We start from the raw sequence: 18127 nt of genomic DNA on the forward strand, positions 1-18127 counted from the left end.
CCTGCGGCGCGCGCCATCGCGCCCCGCAGGCCCTGGGCCTGTCCCATGTCGGCGTGTGAGCGCGGAACGGTCAGAGCTGCTCGCCCACGAAGACCGTGAGGTCGACGAGGCGGTTGGAGTAACCCCACTCGTTGTCGTACCAGCCGACGATCTTGACCTGGGCGCCCTGGCTCATGGTCAGGCCGGAGTCGAGGGTGCAGGAGGCGGGCCAGTTGACGATGTCCGAGGAGACGATCGGGTCCTCGGTGTACTCCAGGTAGCCCTTGAGCTGGCCCTCGGCGGCCTTCTGGAAGGCCGTGTTGACCTCGTCCCTGGTCACCTCGCGGTCCAGCTCCAGCACCAGGTCGGTGACCGAACCGGTGGGCACGGGCACCCGCATGGCGATGCCGTCGAGCTTGCCCTTGAGCTGCGGGAGGACGAGGGCGGTCGCCTTGGCAGCGCCGGTCGAGGTGGGGATGATGTTCTCTGCGGCGGCACGGGCGCGGCGCAGGTCCTTGTGCGGGAAGTCCAGGATGCGCTGGTCGTTCGTGTACGCGTGGACCGTCGTCATCATGCCCTTGACGATGCCGAAGCTCTCGTCCATGACCTTGGCCATCGGCGCCACACAGTTGGTGGTGCAGGAGGCGTTGGAGATGACGTGGTGGTTCGCCGCGTCGTACTTGTCCTGGTTGACGCCCATCACGATCGTGATGTCCTCGTCCTTGGCCGGAGCCGAGATGAGGACCTTCTTCGCGCCGGCGGCGATGTGCTTCGCCGCGTCCTCGCGCTTGGTGAAGATGCCGGTGGACTCGATCACGACATCGGCGCCGAGGTCCCTCCAGGGGAGCTGCGCCGGGTCGCGCTCAGCCATCGTCTTGAAGGTCTGGTCACCCACCGTGATGGTGTCTGCGGTGTGGCTGACCTTCTGCTTCAGACGGCCGAGGATGCTGTCGTACTTCAGCAGGTGAACCAAGGTCGCGTTGTCGGTCAGGTCGTTGACACCGACGATCTCGACATCCGCTCCCTGCTCCAGAAGGGCGCGGAAGTAATTGCGACCGATGCGGCCAAAGCCATTGATGCCTACGCGGATCGTCACGAACCGATCTCCTCGTTGGTGCGCCGGTATGGACTCCGGCGATGCTGTATGGGATGTCCCCGACCACCTCCGACCCTACCGCGCCAAGGGCCCCACGGTGACATCGCCTTCCCGGCGGGGGTTGGCCGAATCAGCCGCGCGCGCCCTGCGTCGCGGCGGCTCCCGCGGGGCGGGCGGGCCCACGGCTTGCGCCTGGCGGCAGGCCGCGGAACGTCGCACCGCCGCAGCTGTGGGCTCCCCGGAACGCTGGTTCGGCGGTGCCCACCCGGCGGCGCTGCCGGGTGGGCACCGCCGAACCGGCGTTCCGCCGGGGCACTGCTCGCCGGGGCACTGCCCGCCGGGGCCGCGCGCCGTGGCGGCGGGAAGAGCCGGAGCGCGGGCCGGTGGCAGCCTCGGGTCAGCCGACCATTTCCTCGGTGAGGGTCGCCTCCGTGGCCGGGATGCCGAGATCCTGCGCGCGCTTGTCCGCCATCGCCAGCAGCCGCCGGATGCGTCCGGCGACCGCGTCCTTGGTCAGCGGCGGGTCGGCGAGCGCGCCCAACTCCTCCAGCGACGCCTGCTTGTGGTCCATCCGCAGCCGCCCGGCCGCCGCCAGGTGCTCGGGGACCTCCTCGCCCAGGATCTCCAGCGCCCGCTGCACCCGGGCACCTGCCGCCACCGCGGCCCGCGCCGAGCGGCGCAGATTCGCGTCGTCGAAGTTGGCGAGGCGGTTGGCGGTGGCCCGCACCTCGCGGCGCATCCGGCGCTCCTCCCAGGCCAGCACCGCCTCGTGCGCGCCCAGCCGGGTCAGCAGCGCACCGATCGCGTCGCCGTCCCGGACCACGACCCGGTCCACCCCGCGCACCTCGCGCGCCTTCGCCGGGATCTGCAGCCTGCGGGCCGCGCCGACCAGGGCGAGGGCCGCCTCGGGCCCCGGGCAGGTGACCTCCAGGGAGGAGGAGCGGCCCGGCTCCGTCAGCGAACCGTGTGCCAGGAAGGCACCGCGCCAGGCGGCCTCGGCATCACAGGTGGCCCCAGAGACCACCTGCGGCGGGAGCCCCCGGATCGGGCGCCCCCGGCTGTCCACCAGCCCCGTCTGGCGGGCCAGCTGGTCGCCGCCCGCCACCACCCGTACGACGTAGCGCGAGCCGCGCCGGAGTCCGCCCGGGGCCATCACCACCAGATCGGAGGCGTGCCCGAAGATCTCCAGCACGTCCTTGCGCAGCCTGCGGGCCGCGATCCCCGTGTCGAGCTCCGCTTCGATCACGATCCGGCCGCTCACCAGGTGGAGGCCGCCCGCGAACCGCAGGATCGAAGAGACCTCCGACTTCCGGCAGCAGGTCCGGGTGACGGGGAGCCGGGAGATTTCATCCTTCACCGCTGCCGTCATCGCCATGGGCCGATCCTTCCATGCATCCGAAAAATACGGTCGTACGCGGCTGCCAGCAGCTCCGGGTCGTGCCTGGCCGAGCCCTCCGCAGGCCCTTCGGCCTGCGAGGTGGCCCCTGGCGCCGCCACCGGCGCCAGCGCGACGGTCGCCCCGAGCCGCTCGGCGGCCTCGCGGAGACTGTCCTGGTCCGGCACTGCGGCCTGGTCGGCCAACACCACGTCAAAGGCGAGTTTAGGGGCGTGTCGGGCCAAAACCTCCAAATGACGCTGCGGGGAGAAGCCATCCGTTTCTCCGGGCTGCGGAGCGAGGTTGAGCGAGAGCACCCGCCTGGCCTTGGTCTCCTGGAGCGCGTCGAGCAGCTCGGGGACCAGCAGGTGCGGGATCACGGATGAGAACCAGGACCCCGGCCCGAGCACCACCCAGTCCGCGTCCAGCACGGCCCGTACGGCTTCCGGCACGGCCGGAGGGTCCTGCGGCACCAGGTGCACCTGCTGCACCTCGCCGGGCGTCAGGGCGACGGTCGCCTGCCCGCACACCGTCGACAGACCCTGCGGGTCGGCCGGGTCGTGCCCCCGGACCCGCGCCTGGAGTTCCAGCGGGACGGCGGACATCGGGAGCACCCGGCCGTGCGCGCCGAGCAGTCTGCCCACCAGGTCGAGCGCCTGTACGTGGTCCCCGAGCTGCTCCCAGAGCGCGACGATCAGCAGATTGCCGACGGCGTGTTCGTGCAGGTCGCCCTTGCTCTCGAAGCGGTGCTGGATGACCTCGGCCCAGGTACGGCCCCATTCGTCGTCGCCGCAGAGCGCGGCCAGCGCCTTGCGCAGGTCACCCGGCGGCAGTACGCCCAGCTCGTCGCGGAGGCGCCCGCTGGAGCCGCCGTCGTCGGCGACGGTGACGACGGCGGTGAGGTCGCCGGTGATGCGCCGCAGCGCCGTCAGGGAGGCGGACAGGCCCATGCCGCCGCCGAGGGCGACCACCTTGGGCTGTGTGCCGCGCCGCCCGGCCGGGCCGCCGCCGAGCCGTCGCAGGCGTATGGTCCTGCGCGGCATTACTCGCGGCCCATGTCCCGATGCACGACGACGGTCTCCACGCCCTCGTCGGACAGTCGGCGGGCCAGCCGTTCGGACATGGCGACCGAGCGGTGCTTGCCGCCGGTGCAGCCGACGGCGACGGTGACGTAACGCTTGCCTTCGCGGCGGTAACCGGCGGCGATCAGCTGGAGCAGCTCCACATAGCGGTCGAGGAACTCCTTGGCTCCGGGCTGGTTGAACACATAGCCGGAGACCTCTTCGTTCAGCCCGGTGAAGGGGCGCAGCTCCGGCACCCAGTGCGGGTTGGGCAGGAAGCGGCAGTCCACGACGAGATCGGCGTCAACGGGCAGTCCGTACTTGTACCCGAAAGACATCACCGTCGCGCGCAGCTCGGGCTCCTCGTCGCCGGCGAACTGGGCGTCCAGCTTGGCGCGGAGCTCGTGCACGTTGAGGCTCGAGGTGTCGATGACCAGGTCGGCGTCGCCGCGCAGCTCGCGCAGCAGGTCGCGCTCGGCCTCGATGCCGTCCACGATCCGCCCGTCACCCTGGAGCGGGTGCGGCCGCCGGACGGACTCGAAGCGGCGTACCAGCGCCTCGTCGGACGCCTCCAGGAAGACCGTCCGCCGGGTGACCTGCTTGCCGTCCAGCTCGACGAGGGACTGCTTGAGGTTGTCGAAGAACCGCCTGCCCCGGACGTCGACGACGGCGGCGATCCGGGCGACGTTGCCCTGCGAGCGGGCACCGAGGTCGACCATCGTCGGGATCAGTGAGGGCGGCAGGTTGTCGACGACGAACCAGCCGAGGTCCTCCAGGCACTTCGCGGCGGTGCTACGGCCCGCTCCGGACATGCCGGAGATGATCACCAGCTCGGGGATCGTCGCTTCATCGGCGGCTGCTTCCGCCGCCTTGGCCGTGCTCACCTGTGCTGCTCCGTCTCCTGGGCTGGTGCTGGGCTGGTCTTCAGGCCCGCTCTGGTCTTCAGGTCTGCTCTGGTCTTCGTGTGCCGTGCTCATCGCGCTCCGCCCCCGTCGTACTCACTGTCGTTCTTCTTCCACGATCTCACCCGTGGCGGTGTTCACCGCCGGAGCGGCCGGTGCCGCCCCCGCCAGCCCGGCGGCGACCGACTCGGCCGTCTTGCGCCCGATGCCCGGCACCTCGCACAGCTGCTCGACGGTGGCGGCACGGAGCCGCTTCACCGAACCGAAGTGCTTGATGAGCGCTTGCTTACGCGTCTCGCCGAGGCCCGAGACGGCATCGAGCGGGCCCGCCTTCATCGACTTGGCCCGTTTGCTGCGCTGATAGGTGATCGCGAAACGGTGCGCCTCGTCACGGGCGCGCTGGAGCAGGTAGAGGCCCTCGCTGGTGCGCGGCAGCACCACCGGGTCGTCCTCATGCGGCAGCCAGACCTCCTCCAGGCGCTTGGCGAGGCCGCAGACGGCCACGTCGTCGACGCCCAGCTCGTCCAGGGCACGCTGGGCGGCGGCGACCTGCGGCTGCCCTCCGTCGACGACGAGGAGCTGCGGCGGGTAGGCGAACTTCTTGGGGCGCCCGTCCTCGTCCCGGCCGGTGAGTCCTTCCGGGGCGCCGGACTCGGTGTCCTCCAGCGGGACGTCGGACGCCTCGTCGAGGGCCGCACCGGCAGCCGTGTGCGGGGGCGCGCCCGTCTCGCCCGCGGGCCCCCACTCGCCCGTCCGCTGCTTCTCCCGGAGGTAGCGCCGGAAGCGGCGGCTGATCACCTCGTGCATGGCCCGTACGTCGTCCTGCCCGGCGAAGGACTTGATCTGGAAGCGGCGGTATTCGCTCTTGCGCGCGAGGCCGTCCTCCAGCACGACCATCGACGCGACGACGTCGTCACCCTGGAGGTGCGAGATGTCGAAGCACTCGATCCGCAGGGGCGCGGAGTCCAGGCCGAGCGCCTGGGCGATCTCCTCCAGCGCCCTGGAGCGGGTGGTCAGGTCGGAGGCCCGCTTCGTCTTGTGGAGGGCCAGCGACTGCTGGGCGTTGCGCCGCACCGTCTCCATCAGGTCGCGCTTGTCGCCGCGCTGCGGGATGCGCAGGCTGACGGCCGCGCCCCGGCGGTCGGTGAGCCATTGCGCTATCGGCTCCACCGGATCCGGCAGCGCGGGCACCAGCACCTCCTTGGGCACGGCGTCGCCGCTCTCCTCGCCGTAGAGCTGCTGGAGGGCGTGCTCGACCAGCCCGGCCGTGCCGACCTCCTCGACCTTGTCGGTGACCCAGCCCCGCTGGCCGCGCACCCGCCCGCCGCGCACATGGAAGATCTGCAGCGCGGCCTCCAGTTCGTCCTCGGCCACGGCGATCAGGTCGGCGTCGGTGGCGTCGGTGAGCACCACCGCGTTCTTCTCCATGGCGCGCCGGAGGGCCCCGATGTCGTCACGCAGCCGGGCTGCCTTCTCGTACTCCATCGCCTCGGCCGCCTCCTGCATCCGGGTTTCCAGGCGGCGCAGGTAGGTGCCGGTGCGGCCGGCCATGAAGTCGCAGAACTCGTCGGCGAGTTCCCGGTGGTCCTCGGGGCTGATCCGGCCGACGCAGGGGGCGGAGCACTTGCCGATGTAGCCCAGCAGGCAGGGGCGGCCTATCTGCGCGGAGCGCTTGAAGACGCCGGCCGAGCAGGTGCGTACGGGAAAGACCCGCAGCATCAGGTCGACGGTCTCCCGGATGGCCCAGGCGTGCCCGTACGGCCCGAAGTAGCGCACGCCCTTGCGCTTGGGGCCACGCAGCACCTGGACTCGGGGGTACTCCTCGTTCATGGTCACCGCGAGGGAGGGATAGCTCTTGTCGTCGCGGTACTTGACGTTGAAGCGGGGGTCGTACTCCTTGATCCAGGAGTACTCCAGCTGGAGCGCCTCGACCTCGGTGCTGACGACCGTCCACTCGACTGAGGCGGCCGTGGTCACCATCGTGCGGGTGCGCGGGTGGAGACCGGCCAGATCCTGGAAGTAGCTGGCGAGCCGCGAGCGCAGGCTTTTCGCCTTCCCGACGTAGATCACCCGGCGGTGCGCGTCGCGGAAGCGGTAGACCCCTGGGGAGTCGGGGATCTGTCCCGGCTTGGGGCGGTAAGTGGAGGGGTCAGCCATGAGTCACACCCTACTTCCGGACCCCCGCCCCGGAAGGCCGTAGGGCCTCTCCGGTCCGGGGTTTGCGGGGCCGCCCCGCCTGCGCTCGGCGGCCGGCGGGCTCACCAGCCGCGTTCGCGCCACTCCTGGATGTGCGGACGCTCGTTGCCGAGGGTGGTGTCCGAGCCGTGGCCCGGGTAGACCCAGGTTTCGTCGGGGAGGGCTGCGAAGAGCTTGGCCTCCACGTCGTGCAGCAGGCTCGCGAACCGCGACGCGTCGCCCCAGGTGTTGCCGATGCCGCCGGGGAAGAGGCAGTCGCCGGTGAACAGGTGCGGATGGCCGTGCGGGTCGTCGTAGACCAGGGCGATGGAGCCGGGGGTGTGCCCGGCGAGATGCACGGCGGTCAGCTGGGCGGCGCCGAACCGCACGGTGTCGCCGTCCGCCAGCGGGACGTCGGTGGGGACGGGGATGCCCTCGGCGTCCCTGCTGCCCGCGTAGGTCCGGGCGTCGGTGGCCTGCACGACGGTGTCCAGCGCCTGCCAGTGGTCCTGGTGCTGGTGGGTGGTGACGACGCCGGTGACGCCGTCGTCACCGATGAGCCGCAACAGGGTGTCCGGCTCATTGGCGGCGTCGATCATCAGCTGCTCGCCGGTGGCCCGGCAGCGCAGCAGATAGGCGTTGTTGTCCATGGGGCCGACCGCGACCTTGGAGATCATCATATCGGCGAGTTCGTGCACGTCAGGCGCTCCGCCGACCTTCACCACTCCGCTGTAAGCCATGGAGCAACGGTAGCGCTCCGCGAGGCGCCTGACAGCCCGCGGTTCTCGTCCGGTCCGGCGACTTTCGGGTCGGCGCCGGACCGGGAACGAAGCGTCATCACACCGAAGCGAAGCGTCACAGCACCGGGAGCACCGGCAGGGGTGCGGCGGCCGAGAGCCCGCTGCCGGTCGTCCGGCCGGTGAGCCAGCCGGTCAGCGCGGCGGGCGTGCCCACGATGACCAGCGGGTCACCCGTGGCCGCGCCGGTGCGCCAGCTGCGGCCGTCCTCCGCACGCAGCTCGATTGCCTCCCGGACGTCCGGGTGGCCGGTGAAGCGCTTGGCCATGTTGGCGGTCTCACGGTCGGTGAACTCGGCGGACAGGTCCTCGATCGTGTACCCGATGCCGAGGTCGACGTGGTGCAGCTCGACCTCGATCAGGCGACGGAAGGGGATGCCGGAGGCGAGATCCTTGACACCATTGCGCAGCTCGACGGTGCGCTGCCAGCCCTCGTCATCCTGGGCGGCGAACAGGGCGTCGAGCTGGTCGGATGCGGTGCGCACATCGGCGAGCTGCTCGGCGAGGGGGCGGTGCGCGTCCCGCTCGATGTCGGCGTCACGGATCTCGGCACCCGCGTACATCGGCCGTCCGGAGAGTACGTTGATGAGAGCGTCGGCGTTGCGCGCGAGATGGGCGAGCACGTGGCCGCGAGTCCAGCCGGGAAGCTGGGAGGGCTCCGTGACCGCGTCCGGCTCCAGGGCTTCGGTCGCAGCCAGCAGGCGGTCGGTGGCCTCCCGTACGACGGCGGCGTCGGCCGTCGCGGCGGCTGCGGGGGGCAGGTCGTGTGCTGACGAATTCATGATCCAAACGTACTCGGACCACACCTTCGGGTGAAGGAACCGAGGACTGTCAATAAATCGAATGCACGTGCTATAAGCTCGCGGGTACGGCATTTGAAGTACACCCTCGCGGCGCCCCCCATACCCTGGGGCAGGGGGCTCCGCCCCTCATCCACAAGGAAAGGTGCCTACCGGCGTGGCTGACCGTCTCTTCGTCCGTGGCGCTCGCGAGCACAACCTCAAGAACGTCTCCCTCGACCTCCCCCGTGACTCCCTCATCGTCTTCACGGGGCTCTCCGGGTCGGGGAAGTCCTCGCTCGCGTTCGACACGATCTTCGCCGAGGGGCAGCGACGCTACGTCGAGTCGCTCTCCTCTTACGCCCGCCAGTTCCTGGGGCAGATGGACAAACCCGATGTGGACTTCATCGAGGGCCTGTCCCCCGCCGTCTCCATCGACCAGAAGTCGACCTCGCGCAATCCGCGCTCGACTGTCGGCACCATCACCGAGGTCTACGACTACCTGCGCTTGCTCTTCGCCCGCATCGGCAAGCCGCACTGTCCCGAGTGCGGCCGGCCGATCACCCGGCAGTCACCGCAGGCGATCGTGGACAAGGTGCTGGATCTGGAGCCCGGCAGCCGCTTCCAGGTGCTCTCGCCACTGGTGCGGGAGCGCAAGGGCGAGTTCGTCGATCTCTTCTCCGAACTCCAGACCAAGGGGTACAGCCGGGCCCGGGTGGACGGCGAGACCATCCAGCTCTCCGAGCCGCCCAAGCTGAAGAAGCAGGAGAAGCACACGATCGAGGTGGTGATCGACCGCCTCACGGTGAAGGAGAGCGCCAAGCGGCGGCTCACCGACTCGGTGGAGACCGCGCTCGGCCTCTCCGGCGGCATGGTGATCCTCGACTTCGTCGATCTCCCCGAGGACGACCCGCAGCGCGAGCGGATGTACTCGGAGCATCTCTACTGCCCGCACGACGACCTCTCCTTCGAGGAGATGGAGCCGCGCTCCTTCTCCTTCAACTCCCCCTTCGGCGCCTGCCCCGACTGCACCGGCATCGGGACCAGGATGGAGGTGGACCCGGAGCTGATCATTCCGGACGAGGACAAGTCCCTCGACGAGGGAGCGATCCACCCCTGGTCACACGGGCACACCAAGGACTACTTCGCCCGGCTGATCAACGCCCTGGCCGACTCCCTGGGCTTCCGTACGGACATCCCGTGGGCCGGGCTGCCGACGCGCGCCCGCAAGGCCCTGCTGAACGGCCACCGGACCCAGATCGAGGTGCGCTACCGCAACCGCTACGGGCGGGAGCGGGCCTACACCACCTCCTTCGAGGGCGCCGTGCCCTTCGTGCGGCGGCGGCACCAGGAGGCGGAGACCGACACCAGCCGGGAGCGCTTCGAGGGCTACATGCGCGAGGTGCACTGTCCGACCTGCCAGGGCACCCGGCTGAAGCCGGTGGTGCTCGCGGTCACCCTGCAGGGGCAGTCGATCGCGGACATCGCCGCGATGTCGATCAGCGAGTGCGCGGACTTCCTCGGCACCATGAAGCTCACCGCCCGCGAGAAGACGATCGCGGAGCGGGTGCTCAAGGAGGTGAACGAGCGGCTGCGGTTCCTCGTCGACGTCGGTCTGGACTACCTGTCGCTGAACCGCGCGGCGGGCACCCTCTCCGGCGGCGAGGCCCAGCGCATCCGGCTCGCGACCCAGATCGGCTCCGGGCTGGTGGGCGTGCTCTACGTGCTGGACGAGCCGTCCATCGGGCTGCACCAGCGCGACAACCACCGGCTGATGGAGACCCTCGTACGCCTGCGCGACCTGGGCAACACGCTCATCGTCGTCGAGCACGACGAGGACACCATCAAGGCCTCCGACTGGGTCGTGGACATCGGCCCGGGCGCCGGTGAGCACGGCGGCGAGGTCGTGCACAGCGGGCCGTTGACGGAGCTGCTGAAGAACGAGAGGTCGGTGACCGGCCAGTATCTCTCCGGCCGGAAGAAGATCCCCACCCCGGACATCCGCCGTCCGGTGGACCCCACCCGCAGACTCACGGTGCACGGCGCGCGGGAGAACAACCTCCGGGACCTCGCTGTCAGCTTCCCGCTCGGGGTGCTGACCGCGGTCACCGGGGTGTCCGGATCCGGTAAGTCGACGCTGGTCAACGACATCCTCTACACCCACCTCGCACGGGAGCTGAACGGCGCCAAGTCGGTGCCCGGACGGCACACCCGGGTGGACGGCGACGACCTGGTGGACAAGGTCGTGCACGTCGACCAGTCGCCGATCGGCCGTACGCCGCGCTCCAACCCGGCGACGTACACGGGCGTGTTCGACCATGTGCGGCGGCTGTTCGCGGAGACGATGGAGGCGAAGGTGCGCGGCTACCAGCCGGGCCGCTTCTCCTTCAACGTCAAGGGCGGCCGGTGCGAGAACTGCTCGGGCGACGGCACCATCAAGATCGAGATGAACTTCCTCCCGGACGTCTACGTGCCCTGCGAGGTCTGCCACGGCGCGCGCTACAACCGGGAGACGCTGGAGGTCCACTTCAAGGGCAAGTCCATCGCCGAGGTCCTCGACATGCCGATCGAGGAGGCCGTGGACTTCTTCGCGGCCGTCCCCGCCATCTCCCGGCACCTGCGCACGCTCAACGACGTGGGCCTGGGCTACGTACGGCTCGGCCAGTCCGCACCCACCCTCTCCGGCGGCGAGGCGCAGCGCGTCAAGCTCGCCAGTGAGCTGCAGAAGCGCAGCACCGGCCGGACGGTCTACGTGCTGGACGAGCCCACCACCGGGCTGCACTTCGAGGACATCAGCAAGCTGATCGGAGTGCTCTCCGGGCTTGTCGACAAGGGCAACACGGTGATCGTCATCGAGCACAACCTCGATGTGATCAAGACGGCGGACTGGGTCGTCGACATGGGCCCGGAAGGCGGCAGCGGAGGCGGACTGCTGGTCGCGGAAGGGACGCCGGAGCAGGTCGCCGGCGTGACGGCCAGTCATACGGGCAAGTTCCTCCGTGACCTGCTGGCCGACGGGCTGAGCGAGGCGGACGTGGTGGTGCCCGCGGCGCGCGAGAACGGCAAGGGCGCGGCGAAGACCGCGGCAAAGGCGCCCGCCAAGAGCCCGGCCAAGGCGCCTGCCAAGGCCGCCGCGAAGACCGTGAAGAAGGCTCCGGCGGCGAAGAAGGCCGTGAAGAGCACCGCGAAGGCGGCCGCGCGCAAGAACTGAGCGGAGACGACGTAGGGTCGCGCCATGCAGAATTCGACTCCGCATGGCGCGGCGCGCCGTACCGTCCTGCACGGTGCGGCGGTTGCCGGGCTCGGCCTGACGGCCGCCGCATGCTCCGACGATCCGGACGACTCCGCGACCCCGACCGCACCGGTCAGCCTCGGCTCATCCGGGTCCGTCCCGGTGGGCGGGGCGAAGCTCTACCGGGAGGAGAAGCTGGTGGTCGCCCAGCCCGCCGAGGGTGACTTCCGCGCCTTCAGCGCGGTGTGCACGCACAAGGGCTGTGTGCTCAGCTCCGTCGAGCGGACGGAGGGCCACTGCGCCTGCCACGGCAGCCGCTTCGACGTCACCTCCGGTGAGGTGCTCCAGGGCCCGGCGACCAAGCCGCTGCCGAAGGTCCCGGTACGTGCGAAGGGCGGCGAGCTGACCGCCGGGCCGCAGGACTGACCGGAAGGGCGCCGGCGAGGGCGGCCCGCCCTGTTCACGTCCGTTCAGGCCCAGTCCCAGCCGATTCCGAGGAGCCCCGGCCCTGCGCTCTGCTCCGCCAGGTGCACCATCCGATGGCGCCCGGTGAGCGTCAGCTCGCGCTGCCCCGTGGGCCGCGCCCCCGGTGTCGTACGGGTGAAACCTCGGCATTGCACCGGAAGGGCGGCCTCGTCGAACCGCACCTGGAGAAGGTACTGCCCGCCGCCGAAGCTGAACCCGCGCACATACTCGCGGCAGGCGGGGCCGGTGCCGTCCTCGAAGCTGTAGCCGAAGACATGGGTGTCGCCGGACCGCAGACGGGTGTCGAACAACAGCTCGGCGACGACGATCCCGGCCTCCTCGTGCCTGCGGACCCTGCCCGCCCGGCAGTTCTCCATCCCCCGCAGCCCGACGCGTGCCGGAGCGCAGCCGGGATCGCCGTAGTGGATGGCGACATAGCGGTCAACGCCGTCCCGGTGCGCGCGGACGACCTGCTGCGAGTCGCGCCCCACCAGTTCGCGGGATGCCCCGACGCGTACCCGTTCGAAATGGCTGATGGTGTGCAGCCCGCCGTCGGCAGGTGTCCCCAGCGCGTCGAACAGCTGGTACAGCGGGCCTGAGGCATCCAGCAGGGAGCGGTAGGGGCGGGCGGGGGGACGCTCCGCACCGGGCGGGGGTGCCAGCAGCCGGATGAGCGCGTCCGGTGGCAGATCCAGCACCTCTTCCAGCGCGCGCACCGCGCGCAGCGACTCCGCCCGTACCGGCCGACGGGTGCCCTGCTGCCAGTAACTGAGGCTGGTGACCCCCACCTGGATGCCCTGCTGCGCCAGCCGCCGCTGAATGCGGTGCAGCGCGAGGCCGCGCGCCTCGATGGCGGCGCGCAGCGCGAGGGGGAAAGGTCCGGTGCGCAGTCGCTGCTCCAGCTCCGAGTGGACGTTCACCGGCTGAGCCCCCTTCTCGCACAGGTCGCCAGTACGGCCTGGCCTGGCGTTCACATCGGCGCCTGCCCGTTCACACCGGCCCTTCACCGCGCATTGAAGCTCGTTGACCTGCGAACGGCAACTCTCCATGCTCATGGCAAACGAGGACGACCCGCATCCGGATGCGCTTCTCCACTCCCCTCACCCCCCCTCGGGAGGAACGCCATGCCCCTGTCCCCCACCCGGCCGCGCACCACGGGCCGGACCCGCCCCCGCCGCAGACGGTTCGCCGTCACGGCCCTGGCCGCGGCCACCCTGCTGGCCGTACCCGGTGCCGTCGCCACCGCCGCGCCCGGGGGCGCGGCCGTCGCCACCGCCGCGCCCGGCGGTACGGAGGCGAGCGCCGCGAACCGGCTCGACATCACCATGCAGGCGCAGCAGCAGAGCAACTGGTGCTGGGCCGCCGGAGGCAACACCATCGCGTCCTACTACGGCCGGAACTACAGCCAGAACCAGTTCTGCAACGCCTCCTTCGGGAGGCAGCAGGGCTACGACTGCCCCAACTGGCAGGCAACGCTGGGCGATGTGCAGCGGGGACTGAGCTGGGCGGGGGTCCGCCCCGGCTCGTATGTCAACGGCTGGCTGAACTACTCCACCGTACGGGGCGAGATCGACGCCGGCCGCCCGGTCGAGACCCGGATCGGCTGGGACAGCGGCGGCGGTCACATGCATGTCCTCTACGGCTACGACACCAGCTCCAGCTGGGTGTACTGGGGAGACCCGTGGCCGTCGAGCGGGCGCTACAACTGGGCTTCGCACAACTGGTATGTGAACAACAGTTCGTTCGACTGGACCCACTCGCTCTACCGGATCGGAGCGTGAGGCGGCCATGACGCAGCACACCGGGCATTCCCCGCTGACCCGGCGCGCGGGCGTCGCGGGCGCGTTCGCCGCGCTGCTGCTCGCCACGGCGGGCCAGGCGCACGCGAAGGACACCCCGGCCCCGCCCCGTGCTCCCGCGGCCTTTGAACTGGCCGAGGCGCGGAAGGCGGTGACGGCCACGGAGTCGGACAAGGTACTCGCCCGCTTCTTCGCCCGGGACGGGGCGGTCAGCCGGTCCGCCGCCGACCCGAAGGCCCAGGGGGCGACGGTGCCGGTCTACTTCCTCTCCGCGGACTTCGTGCGGGGCGACACCGGCGCGCCGGTCGCCGAACTGGAGTTCCTGGCCACTCGCACGACCTCCTCGGACGGCCAGGTGGCCTCGGTCTGGACAGCCGCCACGGACGGCGCATGGCGGGTCGTCAACATCGCTACCGGAGACGACGAGACGGCCTTCGCCGCGAAGGGAGCCCGCAAGGCCGCGGGCGGCACGGTCTTCCGCGAGCCGCAGATCGACGCGTGGTACGTCCTCGACGGCGACCGGGTGCTGCCGCTGGACGCGCACGCGCGGAAGGCGGTGGGCACACGCGGCACGACGGTGGACGCCTACCGGCAGCGGGTGCACGAGGCGTACGGGGACAAGCTGCCCGGGTCGGGATACGACAGGAAGGGCTCGGCGGGCGGCTTCGGCCCGCAAAAGGCCCCGGCCGCCGGGGCCGAGCAGCCCGCGCGGACGGCGGCGGCTTCCACCTCGCCGTCCACCGGCGAGGTCACGCCCACGCTGCTGACCGGTGCCGGGGCGGTTACCGCAGCGGCAGCGGCAGGCGCCTGGCTCCTGCGACGACGCGGGCGTGGTTCGACCGCCTGAGCCGGCGTCAGCGATACCGTGTGCCCCGTCTTCCGTAAAACGGAACGCGGGGCACCGGTTGTTACCCGCAATTTCTTCCAAGCCCTCTGGTGTAGACCGGTCACACTTGCCACGCTGTGCGGCTGTGTGCGCAGGAAGCGCACACGCCTCACGTCTCGGTGGGAGATGTTGTGACTCAAGTCCACACACGCGAAAGACTCTGCGCGCGTGCGCTGATACCAGCGGCGACCGCGCTCGCGCTCATGGCCGGACTCGCGCCCTCGGCCCACGGCGCACCCGCGCCGTCCGGCGCGACGGCGCGGCACGCCGTACCGGCCGCGTCCGGATCCGCGCAGCACGGGCGGACCGCGAACGACGGGCCCGGCGCCGACGACGGCGGCATGGAGCTCTCCAGGGCGAGCCGTCCCGTCGCGCCCGGCACCACGCTGACCTCCTTCGACCGGCTCAACCCGGGCAAGTGGCTGCGAGCCGACGCGCTGAGCGTCGACCTGAAGGGCGGTGCGCGATTCGATTACCTGTCCTCCGGAAAGGTGTCGGAGCGCGGCACGGTCACCGAGCTGGCCAAGGCGCACAACCCGGGCGAGGGACGGCGCACCGTCGCCGCGCTCAACGCCGACTTCTTCGACATCAACGAGACCGGCGCCCCGCTCAGCCCCGGCGTACGGGACGGGAAGCCCACTCACTCCCCCGCCCCGGGCAACTCCACCGTGGTGGGCATCGGCCCACAGAGCGCGGGCCGCATCCTCGATCTCTACTTCGAGGGCAGCGTCACCCTGCCGGACGGCGAGCAGCCGCTCGACGCGTACAACGCGGCCAACGTCCCCGACGGCGGCATCGGCGTCTACAACGCGCAGTGGGGTGCGGCGGACCGTGCGCTCACCACCGACGGAGCCTCCGGCACCACGGAGGTGACCGTACGGGACGGCAAGGTGGCCTCGGTCTCCGGGGAGCCCGGCAAGGGCGACATCCCGACCGGCAGCACGGTGCTGCTCGGCCGCGACGCCGGTGCCGAGAAGCTGGCGCAGCTGGAGACCGGTGACCCCGTGTCGGTCGAGTACGACGTGCGTACGGACGACGGCAGCGAGGTCCCGCGCACGGCGGTCGGCGGGCGCGGTGTGCTGGTCGAGGACGGCGAGCCGCAGGACTGGGAGGGGAGGCCGAACAACGCGACGGCGCCCCGTACGGCGGTCGGCTTCTCCAAGGACGGCTCGACGATGCACGTCCTCACCGTCGACGGCCGTCAGGCCGCCTCCGGCGGTGTCACCCTGACCGAACTGGCCCGGATGATGGACGAGCTGGGCGCCCACGACGCGCTCAACCTCGACGGCGGCGGCTCGTCCACACTCGTCGCCCGCGAACCCGGCTCGGACACCACCCAGTTGGCGAACGCCCCCTCGGACGGTCAGGAGCGCGAGGTCCCCAACGGACTGGCGCTGACCGCCCCCGACGGCAGCGGGCGGCTCAAGGGCTTCTGGGTGGAGACAGCCGCGGACCCGGCGAAGGCGCCGACCGCGGACAACGTGCCCGGCGGGCACCCGGAGCGCGTCTTCCCGGGCCTGACCCGGCAGTTGACGGCGGCCGGCTACGACGAGTCGTACGGTCCCGCCGAGGGCTCGCCGCACTGGCGCGTCGGCACTCCCCGCATCGGCCGGGTGGACAAGGACGGCACCTTCCACGCGCGACGCGGCGGCACCACCGAGGTGACGGCCCGCTCCCGGCGGGCCGAGGGGTCCACCAAGCTGGAGGTCATCGGCGAACTGGACCGCGTACGGGCCTCGCAGGAGCGGGTCGGCCTGGCCAAGCAGGGCGACAAGGGCACGTTCGGCATCATCGGCTACGACGCGCGGGGCACCAGCGCCCCCATCGACCCGGCGGACGTCGAGCTCGACTACGACCGCTCGCTGTTCACCGTCACCCCGGACCCGGCGGGCGGCGGCTTCACCGTCTCGGCACGCAAGGCCGACGCGTCCGGGCAGGTCACCGCCACCGTCGACGGACACACCACGGTGCTCGGCGTCACGGCCGGACTGCGCGACCAGCGGGTGGCGGACTTCGAGGACGCCGCCGACTGGAAGTTCAGCGCGGCACGGGCCGAGGGCTCGGTCTCGGCCGAGCCCGCCGGGCAGGAGGGCACCGGGCTCCGGCTGGACTACGACTTCACCAAGTCCACCGCCACCCGCGCCGCCTATGTCAGCCCGCCGGGCCACACAGCCGTGCCGGGGCAGCCGCAGAGCTTCACCCTTTCACTCAAGGGCGACGGCAAGGGCGCCTGGCCCTCACTCCAGCTGACGGACGCGGAAGGCACCAGCCAGGTGCTGCGCGGCCCGCACGTCGACTGGGAAGGCTGGCGGCAGATCACCTTCGAGGTGCCGGAGGGCGTCAGCTATCCGCTGGACCTGCGCCGCTTCTACCTCGCCGAGACCCGGTCCGCCGAGCAGTACAGCAGCAGCGTGGTGATCGACGAACTCACCGCACAGACACCGCCGGATCTGGAGCTGCCCGCGGCGGAGCCGGTGCGCGACCCGCTGATCTCGACGGCGTCCGATGTGCGGGGGCACGACTGGCGGTTCGCGGTGATGTCCGACGCCCAGTTCGTCGCCCGGGACCCGGACAGCGAGATCGTGCGGCAGGCCCGGCGGACCCTGCGCGAGATCCGTGCGGCCGAGCCGGACTTCGTCGTCGTCAACGGCGACCTGGTGGACGAGGGCTCGCCCGCCGACCTGGCGTTCGCCCGCAGCGTCCTGGAGGACGAGCTGGGCGACGCGGTGCCCTGGTACTACGTGCCGGGCAACCACGAGATAATGGGCGGGAAGATCGACAACTTCGTGCAGGAGTTCGGCCCCGCGCAGCGCACCTTCGACCACAAGGGCACCCGCTTCCTCACCCTGGACACCTCCTCGCTGACCCTGCGGGGCGGCGGCTTCGGGCAGATCGAGGAACTGCGCGAGCAACTGGACGCGGCACGCCGCGACCCGGCGGTGCGCTCGGTGGCCGTCATCCAGCACACACCGCCGCGTGATCCGACGCCGCAGGAGGCCAGCAGGCTGACCGACCGGCTGGAGGCCGACCTGCTGGAGGACTGGCTGGGCGACTTCCGTGCGCGCTCGGGCAAGGGCGTGATGTTCATCGGTTCACACGTCGGGGTCTTCGACGCCTCACGAGTGGACGGCGTCCCCTATCTGATCAACGGCAACTCCGGCAAGGCACCCGCCGCCCCGGCCGCCGAGGGAGGCTTCACCGGCTGGTCGATGGTGGGAGTGGACCGGCAGGGCAAGGAGCGGTTCGCCGTACAGACCAGGGCGCATGTCGACGGACTGGTGCTGGAGGCGCCCGCAGAGCTGCGCGTGGGTGCGTCCGGGAAGGCGGGGGCGACGGTGCACCAGGGCACCGGCGACAAGGTGCGTGAGGTGCCGGTCGGCTGGCCGCTCAGCGCGGACTGGTCCGGCTCCGGGAACCTGTGCGTGGACGGCGAGCACCGCAAGGGAGAGAAGAAGAAGCGCTGCGTCGCCTCGTACGACCCGGTGACCGGCACCCTCAAGGCGCTGCGCGCGGGCACCGTCACGCTTGAGGTCAAGGTGAACGGCGCCCGCGCGGAACGCGAGGTGGTACTGCGGCGCTGAC

General features: G+C 71.1%; 13 protein-coding genes. 5 read left to right on the forward strand and 8 right to left on the reverse strand.

The genetic code is table 11. The features are described from left to right. Positions 1-70: 70 nt before the first annotated feature. From gap to LHJ74_RS28965, 7 genes are all read right to left on the reverse strand, one after another. Positions 71-1075, reverse strand: coding sequence for a type I glyceraldehyde-3-phosphate dehydrogenase (gene gap / locus LHJ74_RS28935; protein ID WP_260221166.1), 1005 nt, complete (start codon positions 1073-1075; stop codon positions 71-73). A gap of 397 nt (positions 1076-1472) precedes the next feature. Continuing rightward, entirely contained in the window at positions 1473-2450 is a 978-nt protein-coding gene (gene whiA, locus LHJ74_RS28940) for a DNA-binding protein WhiA (RefSeq protein WP_260221167.1), read from the reverse strand. Beyond that, positions 2441-3493: a gluconeogenesis factor YvcK family protein gene (locus LHJ74_RS28945; protein WP_260221168.1), complete on the reverse strand. Its 1053-nt coding sequence runs from the start codon at positions 3491-3493 to the stop codon at positions 2441-2443. Before LHJ74_RS28945 ends, whiA begins: the two co-directional genes overlap by 10 nt. Continuing rightward, positions 3493-4488, reverse strand: coding sequence for an RNase adapter RapZ (gene rapZ / locus LHJ74_RS28950; RefSeq protein ID WP_260221169.1), 996 nt, complete (start codon positions 4486-4488; stop codon positions 3493-3495). The genes LHJ74_RS28945 and rapZ overlap by 1 nt, the downstream gene beginning before the upstream one ends. A 21-nt stretch (positions 4489-4509) precedes the next feature. Next, positions 4510-6570, reverse strand: a complete 2061-nt coding sequence (gene uvrC / locus LHJ74_RS28955) for an excinuclease ABC subunit UvrC (protein ID WP_260221170.1) — start codon at positions 6568-6570, stop codon at positions 4510-4512. Between the two features lie 101 nt (positions 6571-6671). Then, entirely contained in the window at positions 6672-7328 is a 657-nt protein-coding gene (locus LHJ74_RS28960) for an MBL fold metallo-hydrolase (RefSeq protein WP_260221171.1), read from the reverse strand. 115 nt (positions 7329-7443) lie between these two features. Further along, positions 7444-8166, reverse strand: a complete 723-nt coding sequence (locus LHJ74_RS28965) for a maleylpyruvate isomerase family mycothiol-dependent enzyme (protein ID WP_260221172.1) — start codon at positions 8164-8166, stop codon at positions 7444-7446. Between the two features lie 175 nt (positions 8167-8341). Here LHJ74_RS28965 and uvrA point away from each other — a divergent pair, with 175 nt between their 5' ends. Next, positions 8342-11374, forward strand: coding sequence for an excinuclease ABC subunit UvrA (uvrA, locus tag LHJ74_RS28970; protein ID WP_260221173.1), 3033 nt, complete (start codon positions 8342-8344; stop codon positions 11372-11374). A gap of 24 nt (positions 11375-11398) precedes the next feature. Next, positions 11399-11821: a QcrA and Rieske domain-containing protein gene (locus tag LHJ74_RS28975; protein ID WP_260221174.1), complete on the forward strand. Its 423-nt coding sequence runs from the start codon at positions 11399-11401 to the stop codon at positions 11819-11821. Positions 11822-11865: 44 nt separating this feature from the next. Here LHJ74_RS28975 and LHJ74_RS28980 read toward each other — a convergent pair whose 3' ends face one another. After that, entirely contained in the window at positions 11866-12780 is a 915-nt protein-coding gene (locus LHJ74_RS28980) for a helix-turn-helix domain-containing protein (RefSeq protein WP_260221175.1), read from the reverse strand. Positions 12781-12984: 204 nt separating this feature from the next. Here LHJ74_RS28980 and LHJ74_RS28985 point away from each other — a divergent pair, with 204 nt between their 5' ends. The 3 genes from LHJ74_RS28985 to LHJ74_RS28995 all read left to right on the forward strand — a co-directional run bounded on the left by LHJ74_RS28985 (position 12985) and on the right by LHJ74_RS28995 (position 18126). After that, positions 12985-13641, forward strand: coding sequence for a papain-like cysteine protease family protein (locus LHJ74_RS28985; RefSeq protein ID WP_260221176.1), 657 nt, complete (start codon positions 12985-12987; stop codon positions 13639-13641). A gap of 7 nt (positions 13642-13648) precedes the next feature. Then, positions 13649-14506, forward strand: coding sequence for an LPXTG cell wall anchor domain-containing protein (locus tag LHJ74_RS28990; protein ID WP_260221177.1), 858 nt, complete (start codon positions 13649-13651; stop codon positions 14504-14506). 242 nt (positions 14507-14748) lie between these two features. After that, the gene (locus tag LHJ74_RS28995; RefSeq protein ID WP_260221178.1) at positions 14749-18126 is read left to right on the forward strand and encodes a phosphodiester glycosidase family protein; all 3378 of its coding nucleotides are present in this window, start codon (positions 14749-14751) and stop codon (positions 18124-18126) included. The last annotated feature ends 1 nt before the right edge of the window (position 18127 follow it).

The sequence above is a fragment of the Streptomyces gossypii genome (assembly GCF_025165795.1).
Classification (GTDB): Bacteria; Actinomycetota; Actinomycetes; order Streptomycetales; family Streptomycetaceae; genus Streptomyces; species Streptomyces gossypii.

Bases quoted from the DNA above. Each gene is read 5' to 3' on its own strand.
- LHJ74_RS28965 (WP_260221172.1), bottom strand. From the start codon at position 8,166: ATGAATTCGTCAGCACACGACCTGCCCCCCGCAGCCGCCGCGACGGCC.
- whiA (WP_260221167.1), bottom strand. From the start codon at position 2,450: ATGGCGATGACGGCAGCGGTGAAGGATGAAATCTCCCGGCTCCCCGTC.
- LHJ74_RS28990 (WP_260221177.1), top strand. From the start codon at position 13,649: ATGACGCAGCACACCGGGCATTCCCCGCTGACCCGGCGCGCGGGCGTC.
- rapZ (WP_260221169.1), bottom strand. From the start codon at position 4,488: ATGAGCACGGCACACGAAGACCAGAGCAGACCTGAAGACCAGAGCGGG.
- uvrC (WP_260221170.1), bottom strand. From the start codon at position 6,570: ATGGCTGACCCCTCCACTTACCGCCCCAAGCCGGGACAGATCCCCGAC.
- LHJ74_RS28975 (WP_260221174.1), top strand. From the start codon at position 11,399: ATGCAGAATTCGACTCCGCATGGCGCGGCGCGCCGTACCGTCCTGCAC.
- LHJ74_RS28985 (WP_260221176.1), top strand. From the start codon at position 12,985: ATGCCCCTGTCCCCCACCCGGCCGCGCACCACGGGCCGGACCCGCCCC.
- LHJ74_RS28945 (WP_260221168.1), bottom strand. From the start codon at position 3,493: ATGCCGCGCAGGACCATACGCCTGCGACGGCTCGGCGGCGGCCCGGCC.
- LHJ74_RS28960 (WP_260221171.1), bottom strand. From the start codon at position 7,328: ATGGCTTACAGCGGAGTGGTGAAGGTCGGCGGAGCGCCTGACGTGCAC.
- LHJ74_RS28995 (WP_260221178.1), top strand. From the start codon at position 14,749: ATGGCCGGACTCGCGCCCTCGGCCCACGGCGCACCCGCGCCGTCCGGC.